12 protein-coding genes are annotated in these 15,034 nt (G+C 72.9%); 7 read left to right on the top strand and 5 right to left on the bottom strand.

Annotated features, from left to right (window positions below):
* Positions 1–154: 154 nt before the first annotated feature.
* From ACN6LD_RS25195 to ACN6LD_RS25210, 4 genes are all read left to right on the top strand, one after another.
* Entirely contained in the window at positions 155–2,968 is a 2,814-nt protein-coding gene (locus tag ACN6LD_RS25195) for a bifunctional acetate--CoA ligase family protein/GNAT family N-acetyltransferase (RefSeq protein WP_445044344.1), read from the top strand.
* A gap of 621 nt (positions 2,969–3,589) precedes the next feature.
* Positions 3,590–4,186: a DUF5998 family protein gene (locus tag ACN6LD_RS25200; RefSeq protein ID WP_319192964.1), complete on the top strand. Its 597-nt coding sequence runs from the start codon at positions 3,590–3,592 to the stop codon at positions 4,184–4,186.
* On the top strand, positions 4,186–5,376 hold the full coding sequence (locus tag ACN6LD_RS25205) for an alkaline phosphatase family protein (RefSeq protein WP_319192962.1): 1,191 nt from the start codon (positions 4,186–4,188) through the stop codon (positions 5,374–5,376). The genes ACN6LD_RS25200 and ACN6LD_RS25205 overlap by 1 nt, the downstream gene beginning before the upstream one ends.
* A gap of 79 nt (positions 5,377–5,455) precedes the next feature.
* On the top strand, positions 5,456–6,103 hold the full coding sequence (locus ACN6LD_RS25210) for a thymidine kinase (RefSeq protein ID WP_319192960.1): 648 nt from the start codon (positions 5,456–5,458) through the stop codon (positions 6,101–6,103).
* A 39-nt stretch (positions 6,104–6,142) separates the two neighbouring features.
* Here the strand turns inward: ACN6LD_RS25210 and ACN6LD_RS25215 are convergent, their stop codons facing one another.
* The gene (locus tag ACN6LD_RS25215) at positions 6,143–6,946 is read right to left on the bottom strand and encodes a VOC family protein (RefSeq protein WP_319192958.1); all 804 of its coding nucleotides are present in this window, start codon (positions 6,944–6,946) and stop codon (positions 6,143–6,145) included.
* Positions 6,947–7,164: 218 nt separating this feature from the next.
* Here ACN6LD_RS25215 and ACN6LD_RS25220 point away from each other — a divergent pair, with 218 nt between their 5' ends.
* Positions 7,165–8,016, top strand: coding sequence for a sulfurtransferase (locus ACN6LD_RS25220; RefSeq protein ID WP_445044345.1), 852 nt, complete (start codon positions 7,165–7,167; stop codon positions 8,014–8,016).
* A gap of 128 nt (positions 8,017–8,144) precedes the next feature.
* On the opposite strand, the gene sepH is transcribed toward ACN6LD_RS25220, so the two are convergent.
* The 3 genes from sepH to ACN6LD_RS25235 all read right to left on the bottom strand — a co-directional run bounded on the left by sepH (position 8,145) and on the right by ACN6LD_RS25235 (position 12,250).
* Positions 8,145–9,179 carry a septation protein SepH gene (gene sepH, locus ACN6LD_RS25225; protein WP_445044346.1) on the bottom strand — a complete coding sequence of 345 codons (1,035 nt, stop codon included), beginning with the start codon at positions 9,177–9,179 and terminating at the stop codon, positions 8,145–8,147.
* Positions 9,180–9,729: 550 nt separating this feature from the next.
* Positions 9,730–11,049 (bottom strand): D-arabinono-1,4-lactone oxidase, encoded by a 1,320-nt coding sequence (locus ACN6LD_RS25230; RefSeq protein WP_445044347.1) that lies wholly within the window; start codon positions 11,047–11,049, stop codon positions 9,730–9,732.
* Positions 11,009–12,250 (bottom strand): MFS transporter, encoded by a 1,242-nt coding sequence (locus ACN6LD_RS25235; RefSeq protein ID WP_319192952.1) that lies wholly within the window; start codon positions 12,248–12,250, stop codon positions 11,009–11,011. The genes ACN6LD_RS25230 and ACN6LD_RS25235 overlap by 41 nt, the downstream gene beginning before the upstream one ends.
* Positions 12,251–12,481: 231 nt before the next feature.
* Here ACN6LD_RS25235 and ACN6LD_RS25240 point away from each other — a divergent pair, with 231 nt between their 5' ends.
* Together ACN6LD_RS25240 and ACN6LD_RS25245 are read left to right on the top strand one after the other, a co-directional pair.
* Positions 12,482–13,609, top strand: a complete 1,128-nt coding sequence (locus tag ACN6LD_RS25240) for a ferrochelatase (protein ID WP_445044348.1) — start codon at positions 12,482–12,484, stop codon at positions 13,607–13,609.
* 8 nt (positions 13,610–13,617) lie between these two features.
* Complete coding sequence (locus ACN6LD_RS25245) at positions 13,618–14,433, top strand: inositol monophosphatase family protein (protein WP_445044349.1); 816 nt, start codon at positions 13,618–13,620, stop codon at positions 14,431–14,433.
* A gap of 73 nt (positions 14,434–14,506) precedes the next feature.
* Here ACN6LD_RS25245 and ACN6LD_RS25250 read toward each other — a convergent pair whose 3' ends face one another.
* Positions 14,507–14,680, bottom strand: coding sequence for a hypothetical protein (locus ACN6LD_RS25250; RefSeq protein ID WP_173985551.1), 174 nt, complete (start codon positions 14,678–14,680; stop codon positions 14,507–14,509).
* Positions 14,681–15,034 lie beyond the last annotated feature (354 nt).

Here is a 15,034-nt window from a genome sequence, read left to right on the forward strand (position 1 = left end):
AGGTTGTCTAGACCAGTGTTCCACACGTGAAGCGTGTGAGGGACGGTCCCGGGTGTCCCGTCACCGTGTGGCCGTCGGATCGCGGCCTCGACCCGACGTGCGTCCTCAAGACTGCCTGGCGCTGTCGTCGGAAGCGAGCCGTAGTGTGGGCCCCATGCAGAGCGCGTCGGACCGGCACGAGTACCCCGCCCACTGGGAGGCCGACGTGGTGCTGCGCGACGGCGGCACCGCGCGCGTCCGTCCCATCACCGTCGACGACGCGGAGCGCCTGGTCAGCTTCTACGAGCAGGTCTCGGACGAGTCGAAGTACTACCGCTTCTTCGCGCCCTACCCGCGCCTGTCCGCGAAGGACGTCCACCGCTTCACGCACCATGACTTCGTGGACCGCGTGGGACTCGCGGCCACGGTCGGCGGCGAGTTCATCGCCACCGTGCGGTACGACCGCATCGGCGCCGACGGCATGGCCGCCTCGGCGCCGGCCGACGAGGCCGAGGTGGCCTTCCTCGTGCAGGACGCCCACCAGGGGCGCGGCGTCGCCTCCGCCCTCCTCGAACACATCGCGGCCGTCGCACGCGAGCGCGGCATCCGCCGCTTCGCCGCCGAGGTGCTCCCCGCCAACAACAAGATGATCAAGGTGTTCACGGACGCCGGCTACACCCAGAAACGCAGCTTCGAGGACGGCGTCGTCCGCCTGGAGTTCGACCTCGAGCCCACCGAGCGCTCCCTCGCCGTGCAGCGCGCGCGGGAACAGCGTGCCGAGGCGCACTCCGTGCGGCGGCTCCTGACACCCGGCTCGGTCGCCGTCGTCGGCGTCGGGCGCGCCCCGGGCGGGGTCGGCCGGAGCGTCCTCGGCAATCTCCGCGAGGCCGGGTTCACCGGCCGCCTCTACGCCGTGAACCAGGCCTTTCCCGAGGACCTGAAGGAACTGGACGGCGTGCCCGCCCACCGTTCGATCCGGGACATCGCCGAGCCCGTGGACCTCGCGGTCGTCGCCGTCCGGGCCGAGCAGGTGCCCGCGGCCGTCGCCGAGTGCGGCGAACACGGTGTGCAGGGGCTCGTCGTCCTCTCCGCCGGCTATGCCGAGAGCGGTCCCGACGGGCGCGAGCGGCAGCGTGAACTCGTCCGCCACGCGCGCGCGTACGGCATGCGGATCATCGGCCCCAACGCCTTCGGGGTCATCAACACCTCGCCCGACGTGCGGCTCAACGCCTCCCTCGCCCCCGAGATGCCGAGGCCGGGCCGGATCGGCCTGTTCGCCCAGTCGGGCGCCATCGGCATCGCCCTGCTCTCCCGGCTGCACCGGCGCGGCGGCGGCGTCACCGGCGTCACCGGCGTGTCGACCTTCGTCTCCTCGGGCAACCGTGCGGACGTGTCCGGCAACGACGTCCTCCAGTACTGGTACGACGACCCCGACACCGACGTCGCCCTCATGTACCTGGAATCCATCGGCAACCCGCGCAAGTTCACCCGCCTCGCCCGGCGCACCGCGGCCGCGAAGCCCCTGGTCGTCGTCCAGGGCGCCGGTTCCGCCCCGCAGGGGCACGCCGTACGGGCCACACGCCTGCCGCACGCGACGGTGTCGGCGCTGCTGCGGCAGGCCGGCGTGATCCGCGTGGACACCATCACCGAGCTGGTCGACGCGGGCCTGCTCCTCGCCCGTCAGCCGCTGCCGACGGGGCCGCGCGTCGCGATCCTCGGCAACTCCGAGTCTCTCGGACTGCTCACGTACGACGCCTGCCTCTCCGAGGGGCTGCGGCCCCTGCCCCCGCTGGACCTGACCACCGAGGCCGCGGCGGAGGACTTCCACGCCGCGCTGGCGCGCGCGCTGGCCGACGAGACGTGCGACGCGGTGGTCGTGACTGCCATCCCGGCGATCGGGGAGACCTCGCCCGGCGACGCGGAACTCGCACAGGCCCTGCGCTCGGCGGCGGCCGCGGCTCCGGCAAAACCGGTGCTCGTGGTGCACGTGGAGCTCGGCGGCCTCGCGGCGGCGCTGTCCGCCGCCGCGAGCACCGCACCGCGCGCGGAGGCGACCCCACGCGTGCGTGCCGCGGCACAGGACGCAGGGCCGCAGCAGGCCCCCGTCGTCGAGGCGCCGGAGGGCGCACACCTCATCCCCGCCTACCCGGCCGCCGAACGCGCCGTCCGCGCCCTCGCCGAGGCCGTGAAGTACGCCCAGTGGCGGCGCGAGGCGGCGGACCCGGGCCGGGTGCCCGAGTACGAGGACATCGACGAGCGGGGTGCCGCCGCACTGATCGACGGGCTCCTCACGCGCGGACAGGGACTCACCCTGGGCGCCGAGGAGACCGGCGAGCTGCTCGGCCGTTACGGCGTCCGCATCCGCCGGGCGATCCCCGCGCCCTCCCCCGACGAGGCCGCGCGGGCCGCCGCCGCTCTCGGCTACCCCGTCGCCCTCAAGGCCACCGCCCCGCACCTGCGGCACCGAGCCGACCTGGGCGGCGTCCGTCTCGACCTGGCCGACGAAGAGCAACTGCGCAGGGCCTACGCCGAGTTGACCGAGCTCTTCGGGAAGCCGCAGGAGCTCCGGCCGGTCGTCCAGGCGATGGCGCCGCGCGGGGTCGACACCGTCGTCCGGGCGGTCATCGACCCGGCGGCGGGGGCCGTGCTGTCCTTCGGGCTCGCCGGAGCCGCCTCGCAGCTCCTCGGAGACACGGCGCACCGACTGGTTCCGGTCACCGACCGCGACGCGACGTCGCTGATCCGTTCGATCCGGACCGCCCCGCTCCTCTTCGGCTGGCGAGGCTCGACGCCCGTCGACACCCGCGCCCTGGAAGAGCTGCTGCTGCGCGTCTCGCGACTCGTGGACGACCACCCCGAGGTCGTGGCGGTCACCCTGGAACCGGTGGTCGTCGCCCCGCACGGTCTGAGCGTCCTCGGCGCCTCCGTGCGTCTCGCACCCCCGCCCGCGCGCGACGACCTCGGCCCCCGGACCCTGCCGGTGTACTGAGGCCGGCGCACGGCCGGTCCGGGAGCCGGGGAGGGCGGAGACAGGGCGCGGGCGCCGGAGGCGGGCGCCCGCCTCCGTCCGGCACCCCGCGATCGGCCTGCCCGGGGGGTCCTGGCGGGACCGGGACGTGCGGGTCTGGGCCCCGGCGAGTCCCGGACGGCGGCCGGGGCCGACCTCCCGTGTCACCACGAGCTGGAACTCGTCTTCACCGGTCCCGTCTTCCGTGGCCTCCCCGGGGGCCTTCCACGTCCGCGTGCTCCGGGACCCGACGCCCGGCGAACTCGCGAGCCCGGACCGTGGAGTGGGCGAACGCCCCCAGGCCGTGGCCGCGTTCGAGGTGGACGCGGGCGGTCCGGATCCCGCGGGGCCTGCCCCGATCCCGGGGCCCTGCACCCGGCACCGCGGCCTGCTCCGATCCCGCGGCCTGCTTCGGGGCCGCGGAACGGCTCGAGATCGTCCGCGAGCACGTGCTCGGGAACGCGCGCGAGGACGCGCACCCCGGGCGGCGGTTCGCCCCGTGGGTGCGCCGGCCCCACCGCTGAGGAAGCGTTTCCCGCGCCTGCCCCCGGCCGCCCCGGAGCGATCGCGAGAGGCACCTCGCAGTCAGTGGGTCCCCGTAGGATGGACCCCATGGCCAAGACCAGTACGACGACCCAGGGGCTGCGCGCGGCGATCGAGCGCAGCGGCTACTACCCGGCCCTCGTGGCCGAGGCGGTGGAGGCCGCCGTCGGCGGCGATCCGATCCGGTCGTACCTGGTTCACCAGGAGACCACGTTCGACCAGAACGAGGTGCGCCGGCATGTGACCGTGCTGGTGCTCACCGGCAACCGCTTCATCGTCAGCCACACCGACGAGCAGGCCGCCGACACCACCTCCCCGACGCCGTACGCCACGACGTCCACGGAGTCCGTGAAGCTCGGCCGGATCTCGTCGGTCGTCGTCAGCCGCGTGGTCGCCAACCCGGAGTCCTACTCGCCGGGCACCCTGCCGCGCGAGGTGGTGCTGACCATCGGCTGGGGCGCCGTCTCCCGCATCGACCTCGAGCCGGCCGCCTGCGGCGACCCCAACTGCGACGCCGACCACGGCTACACCGGCAACTCGACGGCGGACGACCTCAGCCTGCGCGTCAGCGAGGCGGGGGACGGCCCGGAGACGGTGCGCCAGGCGCTCGCCTTCGCGCAGGCGCTCTCCGAGGCGACAGCGGACGTCACCCGCTGATGACGCAGCAGGCCTCCTGGGACTTCCCCGAACCGCTCGCCGTCGCCTCCGCGCCCGTCCCCGCATACGGCTCCGGCTCCCTCGCCGACCTGCTGCCCACGCTGGCGGCGGGCCTGGGCGTGCCCGGCACGACCGCGGCGATCCCCGAGCTGACCGCGGCCGACCGCAACTGCGTCTTCCTGATCGACGGCCTCGGCTGGGAGCAGATCAAGGCCCACCCCGACGAAGCGCCCTACCTGCACGCGCTCCTCGGCAGCTCGCGCGGCGGCACCGGACGCCCGCTCACCGCCGGCTACCCGGCGACGACCGCGACCTCCCTCGCCTCCGTCGGCACCGGCCTCCCGCCGGGCGCGCACGGCCTGCCCGGCTACACCGTGCGCAACCCCGCCACCGGCGAGCTGATGAACCAGCTCCGCTGGCAGCCGTGGAGCACGCCGGGCGTCTGGCAGCCCTATCCCACCATCTTCCAGCTCGCCCACAAGGCGGGCGTGCACGCCGCCCAGGTGTCGTCCCCCGCGTTCCAGAACACCCCGCTGACCAAGGTCGCGCTCAGCGGCGGAACGTTTCATGGGCGGCTCACCGGCGAGGAGCGCATGGACTGCGCCGCCGAGCAGCTCGCCGCCGGCGACCGCTCCCTCGTCTACACCTACTACGCAGAACTGGACGGCGCCGGGCACCGCTACGGCGTCGCCTCCGACACCTGGCGCGGTCAGCTCATGTACGTCGACCGGCTGGTCCAGCGTCTGGCCGAGCAGCTCCCGCCGCGCAGCGCGCTCTACGTCACCGCCGACCACGGCATGATCGACGTGCCCTTCGACGAGGAGCACCGGATCGACTTCGACGCGGACTGGGAGCTGAGCGCCGGTGTCGCCCTGCTCGGCGGCGAGGGCCGAGCCCGCCATGTCTACGCCGTGCCGGGCGCCGCGGACGACGTCCTGACCTGCTGGCGCGAGGTGCTCGGCGAGCAGTTCTGGGTGGCCTCCCGGGAGGAGGCGATCGACGCGGGCTGGTTCGGTCCGCGCATCGACGAGCGGGTGCACGCCCGCCTCGGCGACGTGATCGCGGCCGCCCGGGACGACGTCCTGCTCATCGCCTCCGAGCGGGAGCCCAAGGAGTCGTCGATGGTCGGCAACCACGGTTCCATGACCCCTGCCGAGCAGCTGGTCCCCCTGCTCGAAGTACGCTCCTGAAGCCCAGAAGCAGCCCCAGAAGCAGCCCCCAGCACCATCCCTGCTCCCGCTCACTTCACCGAAAGGCGTTCAACTTCCCATGCCCGAGCTGGTGTTCTTCTCCGGAACCATGGACTGCGGGAAGTCGACGCTGGCTCTCCAGATAGAGCACAACCGCTCCGCGCGCGGCCTGCAGGGCATCATCTTCACCCGCGACGACCGTGCGGGCGAGGGCAAGCTGTCCTCCCGTCTCGGCCTGGTCACCGACGCGGTCGAGGTCGAGGACGGCCAGGACCTGTACGCCTATCTCGTCGACCACCTCTCGCAGGGCGGCCGTGCGGACTACGTGATCGCGGACGAGGCGCAGTTCCTCGCCGAGGAGCAGATCGACCAGCTCGCGCGCGTGGTCGACGACCTGGACATCGACGTCTACGCCTTCGGTATCACCACCGACTTCCGTTCCAAGCTGTTCCCCGGTTCGCAGCGGCTCGTCGAACTCGCCGACCGCGTGGAGGTGTTGCAGGTCGAGGCCCTGTGCTGGTGCGGCGCCCGCGCCACGCACAACGCGCGCACGGTGGGCGGCTTCATGGTCGTCGAGGGCGCGCAGGTCGTCGTCGGCGACGTGAACCAGGCGGACACGGTCGGCTACGAGGTCCTGTGCAGGCGCCACCACCGACGCCGGATGACCGCGGCGTCGGCACGCGCGGCCGCCCTGTCCCCGGACGTGCTGCCGGTACAGCAGATCTGAGCGACGCGCGCGCGTACGCGAACGGGTGGGCGCCGCTGCCTACCGCGGTTCCTGGATCAGCGCGAAGCGGGCGCCCTCGGGGTCGGCAACCACCGCCACGCGCCCGTGCGTGCTGTCCTGGGCCGGCGTGAGCACCCGTCCGCCGAGCTCGGCCACTCGGACCATCGCCGCGTCCGTGTCGGCCACCTCGAAGTACGTCGTCCAGTGCGGCCCCAGGTCCCGGGGCAGTGCGGAGCCCACGCCGTGCAGACCGGCGACCGGGTGACCGCCGACGTGCAGGGTCACGTAGTCGTGGTCGGGGGACTCCACGGCTTCCTCGGCGTAGCCGAAGACCGTCTCGTAGAACTTGCGGACGCCTGCCGTCTCATAGGTCGTCAGATCGTTCCAGACGGGGGTTCCGGGCACGCCGGAGACGGTGGCGCCCACGTGGCCCGCTGCCTGCCAGACGCCGAACACGGCGCCCGAGGGGTCGGAGCCGATCGCGAGCCGTCCGGCGTCCGAGGCGTCCAGGGGGCCCACCCCGATCGTCCCGCCGCACAGCCGTACCGTTTCCGCGGTGCTGTCCACGTCGTCGGAGGCGAAATAGGGCGTCCAGGCGACGGGCAGGTGGCGGTCCGGGGGGAGTTGGCCGATGCCGGCGACCTCCTGGCCGTCGAGCAGCGCGCGCACATAGGGCCCGAGCTGCTCCGGGCCGGGCCGGAAGTCCCAGCCGAAGAGCTGCCCGTAGAACTCCTGCGTCGCCGTCAACCCGTGCGCCATCAGACTCACCCAGCAGGGTGTCCCGGGTGCATACCGCGCGTGTGTCGCGCCGATCGTGCCGGCCGGCCCGCCTGCCTCGGTCATCGTCTCCCTTTCCTCGGCCACTGGGGGTGTCGTGTCGCTGCCGCCTCGGAGGATCCCTGGTGGGGGGTCTCCCCAGGGGTTACGCGCGGTTGTCGCCGCATGTGGATCGCCTGTACGGCACGTGCTCGATCCCGCACGCCTCGTGATCGAGGCTGTCCGGCCGAGCAGAGTAGCCGGACACGGGCGACGGGGCCACCCCGTACGCGAGGATGGTGACCATGAACGCCATCATCACCGCATCGGAACTGGCCGGCGACCTGGCGGGGGAGAACCCGCCCGTCGTCCTCGACGTCCGCTGGCAGCTCAGTACGGCGAAGGCGGCCGGTGAGCCGCCCTTCGACGGTCGCGCCGCCTATGTGTCCGGGCATGTGCCGGGCGCGGTCTACGTCGACCTGGACCGCGATCTCGCGGGCTCCACGGGGGCGGCCGGCCGTCATCCGCTGCCCGACCTCGGGGAGTTCGGCGCGGCGATGCGCCGGGCGGGCGTCTTCGCCGGCCGGCCTGTCGTGGTGTACGACGGCGGGCAGGGCTGGGCGGCGGCACGCGCGTGGTGGCTGCTGCGCTGGACGGGTCACCCGGACGTGCGCGTCCTGGACGGCGGGTTGCCGTCGTGGCAGGGGGAACTCTCGGAGGGCGTCCCCGCGCGCGTGGAGGGCGACTTCACGCCGGTCCCGGGCGCCACGGGCCTGCTCGACGCCGACGGGGCCGCGGCCCTCGCCCGCTCCGGCGTGCTGTTCGACGCCCGCGCGGGGGAGCGGTACCGGGGTGAGGTCGAGCCGATCGACCGCGTCGGCGGGCACATCCCTGGCGCCGTCTCCGCGCCGACGAACGACAACGTGGGCCCGGACGGCCGGTTCCTGGCCCCGGAGGACCTGAAGGACCGCTTCAAGGCTCTGGGGGCGTCCGACGGCGCCGAGGTCGGCGTCTACTGCGGCTCGGGCGTCTCCGGCGCGCACGAGGTGCTCGCCCTGGCCGTCGCCGGCATCCCCGCCGCCCTGTACGTCGGGTCCTGGTCGGAGTGGTCCTCGGACCCGTCCCGGCCGGTCGCCGTGGGCCCGGACCCCCAGTGATCCCACCGGGCGGACAGCACAGGAGGGCCGCACCGAACGGGTGCGGCCCTCCTGCTGCGTAGACAGCGCCGTGCGCGCCGGAGTCGGCGAACCGGCGGACGCCCCGGAGGGCTGGTCCGAGGCCCCGGTCACTCCTGCTTCTTGCGCCGGGTGCCGAACACGATCTCGTCCCAGCTCGGCACCGCGGCCCGGCGGCCCGGACGGACGCCGTCCGCCTCGGCCTGGCGGTCGGTGGCGCCGACAAGACGGTCGCGGTGGCTGCCGACGGAACGCGGCATGAGGACGTCCGCGTAGGCGGAACCGGCCGAAGCGGCGGGTGCCGGCGGTTCCTCCACCTCGGGCTCCTGCTCGTCCGGCTCCTCCGTGACGGGGTCTGCCGGGCGCTCCGGGACGACCATGTCGCCGCGGAAGCTCGGCACCGCCTCCAACAGGCTCGTCAGCGAGTCGCGTTCCCGCTCGGCGCTCTCCTCGGCCGACTCCGGCGGCGGCGCCGGCAGGCTGGGCCGCTCCCGGTCGAGGGCGCGGTCCAGCGGCCGGTCGCGCGGCAGCCGGGCGATGCGCGGGACGAACGGAAAGCTGGGCTCCGGCGCGGCCAGGTCGTCGGACTCGCCGATCAGCGAACGCGCCTCGTCGTCGACGGCCTGGACGAGCCGCCGGGGCGGGTCGTACGTCCAGCTCGCCGAATGCGGTTCGCCTGCGACCAGATAGACGAGCAGGACCTCCCAGGTGCCGTCGTCGCGACGCCACGAGTCCCACTGGACGGTGTCCTTGTCGGCGCCGCGCAGCAGCAGCCGTTCCTGGACGGCCTCGCCGAGTTGGGGCCCGGCGTTCTCGCCGGGCCGACGGACCGGAGTCTTCCGGGCCCGCTCGGCCATGAAGGCGCGTTCGGCCAGCACGGGGCCCTCGAAGCGGCGCACACGGTCGACGGGGATGCCGGCCATCTGGGCGACTTCTTCCGCGGTGGCGCCGGCTCGTATACGCGCCTGGATGTCGCGGGGGCGGAGATGGCTCTCCACCTCGATCTGGCCGAGGCGGGGACGGTCGCCGCGTACGGCGGCGCGCAGACGCTCGTCGATCGGAAGCGTGTACTCCGTGCTGTCCGCAGCCTTCAGCACCAGCCGTGTGCCGTCATTCGAGACGGCCACGACACGCAGTTCGGGCATGGGGACCTCCCGGGTGGTGCCTGCCGACGTCACGTGCGTCGCTGCTTCCGCTAGTCGAGTGTGGCCTGCCCGGGTGCAGCCTGCCACAACCTTGCCGAGTTGCCCGGCGTGTCGGGCACGGATCCCGCGCCGCCGTTATGGCACGGTTACCTATTCTCCACGCTGAGTCACCGAAGCCGTCACCCTGTGCGACCGGTCCCCTTCAGGCGGTCCGGCGAGGCCCCGGACGTCCTGGCGGGAGACCGGGTCCAGGGCTCGCAACAGTACTCCATTTGGGCCACGTGCGTGGATTGGCGCGCCACCCAACTTCTGGCGCGAGGTGCGAATTGGCCCTTCGTGGCGCGCATTTGACGATCTTGAAAGTGGCGTACCTCACGCAATCGCCCGAATCGGAACTACCGGTTTCGTCCCTACGTCCCTTTGCGGTGCAGTTGACCTACCTGGTTGGGAAAAGTCGGTCGAGTCGCCGGTGTGGGCCAAAGGCCGGAAAGCGTCGGGGAGCCCGGACGGGAGGACGTGAAACGGCGGCAGGGCTCCTCGACGACGCCCGCTACGTCCCAAGGACCCGGCGCAAGTAGTCGTTCTGGAACCGGCGGTCGGGGTCGAGTCGGTCCCGCAGTGCCGTGAACTCGCCGAAGCGCGGGTAGACGGAGGCGAAGTACTCGGCGTCCCGCGTGTGGATCTTGCCCCAGTGCGGTCGGCCCTCGTACGCGGTGAAGATGTCCTCTGCGGCGGTGAAGTACTGCGAGTAGGACGTGCCCTTGACCATGTGCACGGCGATGTACGCGCTGTCGCGTCCCGAGGCGGTGGACAGGGTGATGTCGTCCGCCGGCGCGGTGCGCACCTCCACGGGGAAGCTGACGCGCAGACCGGAGCGGTCGACCATCGCCTTCAGTTCGCGCAACGCCTCGGTCACGGCCTCCCGGGGGAGCGCGTACTCCATCTCCAGGAACCGCACCCGGCGCGGGGACGTGTAGACCTTGTAGGGGATGTCGGTGTAGGTCCGCGCGGACAGGGCCTTGCTGGAGATCCGGGCGATGGCCGGGATCGTGGCGGGCGCCGCGCGGCCGACCCACTGGGCGACCTGGAAGACGCCGTTGGAGAGGAGTTCGTCCTCGATGAAGCCGGCGACCTGGCTCACCGGCTTGCGGGGCCCGGCGCTGCGGTTGTTGCGCTTGGTGTTGGTGCTCCCCGTGTGCGGGAACCAGTAGAACTCGAAGTGCTCGTTCTCCGCCCACAGCGCGTCGAAGTCGGCCAGGACCCTGTCGAACGGCATCGGCTCCTCGCGCGCGGTGAGCAGGAAGATCGGCTCCACGGCGAAGGTGATCGCGGTGACGACGCCGAGGGCTCCCAGGCCGATCCGGGCCGCCGCGAAGACGTCCGGGTTCTCCTTCTCGGAGCAGGTGAGCACCGAGCCGTCGGCCGTCACCAGCTCGAGGCCCTTGATCTGGGCGGCGATGGAGGCCGACTCGCGGCCCGTGCCGTGGGTGCCGGTGCTGGTGGCCCCCGACACCGTCTGCTCCATGATGTCGCCCATGTTGGTCAGCGACAGGCCCTCGCGTGCGAGGGCCATGTTGAGTCTCTTGAGCGGCGTGCCGGCCTCGACCGTGACGGTCATGTTCTCCCGGTCGACGCCGCGGATGCCGGTCAACAGTTGAGGGCGGATCAACACGCCGTCGGTCGCGGCGATCGACGTGAAGGAGTGGCCGGAGCCGACCGCCTTCACCTTCAGCCCGTCCTCGGCGGCCCGGCGCACCGCGGCGGCCAGTTCGTCGACGGAGGCGGGCGTGACCTCCCGCGCGGGACGTGCGACGACGTTGCCGCCCCAGTTACGCCAGACGGCGTTCTTCCCGCTCGCTGTGCTGCTCAACGGTGCCTCCACGACCCGGCGCCGGCCTTCTCAGCCGGCGGTACCCCAGGAAACCGACCGCGGCCGCGACGGCTCCGGACGCCGCCGGAACCCCGTACCCGGCCCGCGCGCCGGCCGCGTCGATGACCCAGCCGGCGATGGAGGAGCCGAGCGCGACGCCGACCGCGAGCCCGGTGCTGATCCAGGTCATGCCCTCGGTCAATCGCGCGCGTGGTACGTGCTCTTCGATGAGGGACATGGTGGTGATCATCGTGGGAGCGATGGCCAGGCCCGCTACGAACAGCGCCACGGCCAGAAACGGCAAGTTTCCGACCAGTAGGAGGGGGATCATACTCACGGCCATCATGAACACGCCCAGCAGCCAGCGTCGTTCCGCCGGACCCTTCGGGCGCAGCAGTCCGAACACCAGCCCCGCAAGGCAGGAGCCGGTCGCGTAGAGCGCCAGGACGACGCTGGCGGCCGCCTGGTGGCCCTGCTCGTCGGCGAAGGCGACGGTGACCACGTCGACCGCACCGAAGATCGCGCCGGTCGCCACGAAGGTGGCCACCAGAACCTGCAGTCCCGGCGACCGCAGCGCCGAGCCCGTGCCGTGCTGTCCGTCGCGCGGGTGCGGCGCGGGCTCGGTGGCCCGCTGGGCGGTCAGCCAGAAGACCCCGACGGCCAGGAAGCAGGCCGCGAGCAGCGGTCCGGCCTCCGGGAACCAGGCCGTGGACAGGCCGATGGAGATGATCGGCCCGAAGATGAAGCACACCTCGTCGACCACGGACTCGAAGGAGTACGCGGTGTGCAGTTGGGGGGTGCCCCGGTACAGGGAGGCCCAGCGGGCCCGGATCATCGCGCCGAGACTGGGCACCGTGCCGACGCCGGCGGCGCACACGAACAGCACCCAGTCGGGCCACGCGAAGTGCGCGGCCAGCAGCAGCCCGGCCGCGGCGCCGAGGGCGACCAGCGTCGCGGGACGCAGCACCCTGCGCTGGCCGTGACGGTCCACCAGGCGCGAGATCTGCGGTCCGAAGACCGCGGCCGCCAGTGCGATGGTCGCCGACAGCGCGCCGGCGAGACCGTAGCGCCCCGTGAGCTGCGAGACCATCGTGACCACGCCGATGCCCATCATCGACAGCGGCATCCTGCCGACGAACCCCGCGGCGGAGAAGTTCCTGGAGCCGGGGGCGGTGAACAGGGCGCGGTACGGGCTGGGCACTGAGGGTCTCCGGGGGGCCGGTCACGCGCGTGTGCGCGGCCGGCGCGGCGTGAGGGAGGGGGTCGGCAGGGACCCGTCAGGCATGCGGATCCCGGCGGAACCGGTAAGGCGTGAAGCGGCTCATACAGCTGTCGAACTTAGGCAACCCTAACGCATGCCGGCGGGCGGCCGTGCTCCCGTCCGGCACCCCGCCCTGCCGCGACCGCCGGAGGCGGGTGGCAGGATCGACTCATGCGAGACGCGCACGATGCCACCCCCTACGACGCCCTGCTCCTGCTCTCCTTCGGCGGCCCGGAAGGGCCGGACGACGTGGTCCCGTTTCTGGAGAACGTGACGCGCGGGCGCGGCATCCCCAAGGAACGCCTCAAGGAAGTCGGGCAGCACTACTTCCTGTTCGGCGGGGTCAGCCCCATCAACGACCAGAACCGCGCCCTCCTGGACGCCCTGCGCAAGGACTTCGCCGGCCACGGCCTGGACCTGCCGGTCTACTGGGGAAACCGCAACTGGGCCCCCTACCTCACGGACACCCTGCGCGAGGCGGTCGCCGACGGCCGCCGACGCGTACTCGTCCTCACCACCAGCGCCTACGCCTCGTACTCGGGCTGCCGTCAGTACCGCGAGAACCTCGCCGACGCGCTGGCCACGCTGGAGGCCGAGGGCCTGCAGCCGCCCCGGGTCGACAAGCTGCGGCACTACTTCAACCACCCCGGTTTCGTGGAGCCCGTGATCGAGGGCGTGCTGCGGTCGCTGGCCGACCTCCCCGAGGACGTCCGGGACGGCGCGCACCTCGCCTTCTCGACCCACTCCATCCCGATCGCCGCCGCCGACGCCTCCGGCCCCGTCGAGGAGCACGGCGACGGCGGCGCGTACGTGAAGCAGCACCTGGACACCGCTCGGCTCGTCGCCGACGCCGTCCGCGACCGGACGGGCGTGGACCACCCCTGGCAGCTCGTCTACCAGTCCCGCTCCGGCGCCCCGCACATCCCCTGGCTGGAGCCGGACATCTGCGACCACCTCGAGGAACGGCACGCGGCCGGGGTCCCGGCGGTCGTGATGGTCCCCATCGGCTTCGTCTCCGATCACATGGAGGTCCTCTACGACCTCGACACGGAGGCCACGGCCAGGGCGCAGGAGCTCGGCCTGCCGGTGCGCCGCTCGGCCACCGTGGGCGCCGACCCGCGCTTCGCCGCCGGGATCCGCGAGCTGGTCCTGGAACGCGCCGCGGCGGAGAGCGGCCTGGACGTCACCCCCTGCGCCCTGGGCGCCCTGGGGGCGAGCCACGACCTGTGCCCGGTCGGCTGCTGCCCCGCCCGCGCCCCCAAGCCCGCCGCCGCGGGCGCCGACAGCCCCTACGCGTGAGGAACGGCGTGACCGACCCCCTGCACACGGAACTGCTCCGGATCGCCGAGGAGGCCGCCCGCCGCGCCGGTGAGCTGCTGCGCGACGGACGTCCGGCCGACCTCGCGGTCGCCGCCACCAAGTCGAGCCCGATCGACGTCGTCACCGAGATGGACATCGCGGCCGAGAAACTGATCACCGGTCTGATCGCCGAACACCGCCCCGACGACGGCGTCCTCGGCGAGGAGGGCGCCGCCAGCGCGGGCAGCAGCGGCGTCCGCTGGGTGATCGACCCTCTCGACGGCACCGTGAACTATCTGTACGGCCTTCCCACCTGGGCTGTCTCCATCGCCGCCGAGCAGGACGGCGAGACCGTCGTCGGGGTCGTCGCGATCCCCATGCGCGGCGAGACCTACCGCGCGGTGCGCGGAGGCGGGGCCCGGGTGACCGACGCCCGGGATGGCGAGCGGACCCTCACCTGCCGGCCGACGGCGCCTCTGGACCAGGCGCTGGTCTCCACCGGCTTCAACTACGTCACCGAGGTCCGCACCCATCAGGCCGACGTCGCCCAGCGGCTGATCCCCCTGCTGCGGGACATCCGTCGCGGAGGATCGGCAGCCGTGGACCTGTGCGACGTGGCCGCCGGCCGCCTCGACGGCTACTACGAACGCGGCCTGCACCCCTGGGACCTGGCGGCGGGCGACCTGATCGCCCGGGAGGCGGGCGCGCTGACCGGCGGACGGCCCGGAGAGCGCCCCGGACGTGATCTGGCGGTCGCGGCCACCCCCGGCGTCTTCGAGCCCCTGCAGCGCCTGCTGGAGGACTTCGGCGCCTGGCACGACTGAGTCGCCGCGCGAGCAGGCGGAAGGGGCCCCGGCGCTGGATTCGCCGGGGCCCCTCCGTCGTGCTGCGAACTGCTCAGACGCTCGTCGCGCCGACCTCCACACCGTGGTCGGCGGCGAGGCGGCGCAGGTCGTCGAGCTCGCCCTGCTCCACCTCGGCGAGGAACTCGTCGCCCTCGTCGCGAGCCCGCGTCAGGTCGGACTCGGTCGCCCTTATGCGCTGCAGAAGTCCTGCGGTGAATGCGTCCATGCTGCGCCCCCTCGTCCTGGGTCGTGGGTCGTTGGCACGGGGGTGTGCCGGGTTGGGAAGGGGCGATCACGTCTCACAGGTGCCCAGCGCAGTCCCGCCGGGCGGCGACGGTGCCGGACACCCACGCCCGCTCTGCGGAAGCGGAGCGCGGAGTGCCGCATGGTGCTACGGCACATGCAGAGCGTGATCGCGGGGTGTAAAGCCGTCCTCCCCCCGCGCTCTTCCACGGAAACCTCAACCCGACGAGAAAATCTCGCATTCCCGGGCCTCACACCCGCTCTTCATCTGGCGCTCACCGCCTTACCGCCGACTTATGGCCGAAAAGGGCAGGATGGAAGCCCACACTCACCGAAA

The organism is Streptomyces sp. SAS_272, assembly GCF_052543235.1.

Bases quoted from the DNA above. Each gene is read 5' to 3' on its own strand.
- ACN6LD_RS25195 (WP_445044344.1), top strand. From the start codon at position 155: ATGCAGAGCGCGTCGGACCGGCACGAGTACCCCGCCCACTGGGAGGCC.
- ACN6LD_RS25200 (WP_319192964.1), top strand. From the start codon at position 3,590: ATGGACCCCATGGCCAAGACCAGTACGACGACCCAGGGGCTGCGCGCG.
- ACN6LD_RS25205 (WP_319192962.1), top strand. From the start codon at position 4,186: ATGACGCAGCAGGCCTCCTGGGACTTCCCCGAACCGCTCGCCGTCGCC.
- ACN6LD_RS25210 (WP_319192960.1), top strand. From the start codon at position 5,456: ATGCCCGAGCTGGTGTTCTTCTCCGGAACCATGGACTGCGGGAAGTCG.
- ACN6LD_RS25215 (WP_319192958.1), bottom strand. From the start codon at position 6,946: ATGACCGAGGCAGGCGGGCCGGCCGGCACGATCGGCGCGACACACGCG.
- ACN6LD_RS25220 (WP_445044345.1), top strand. From the start codon at position 7,165: ATGAACGCCATCATCACCGCATCGGAACTGGCCGGCGACCTGGCGGGG.
- sepH (WP_445044346.1), bottom strand. From the start codon at position 9,179: ATGCCCGAACTGCGTGTCGTGGCCGTCTCGAATGACGGCACACGGCTG.
- ACN6LD_RS25240 (WP_445044348.1), top strand. From the start codon at position 12,482: ATGCGAGACGCGCACGATGCCACCCCCTACGACGCCCTGCTCCTGCTC.
- ACN6LD_RS25250 (WP_173985551.1), bottom strand. From the start codon at position 14,680: ATGGACGCATTCACCGCAGGACTTCTGCAGCGCATAAGGGCGACCGAG.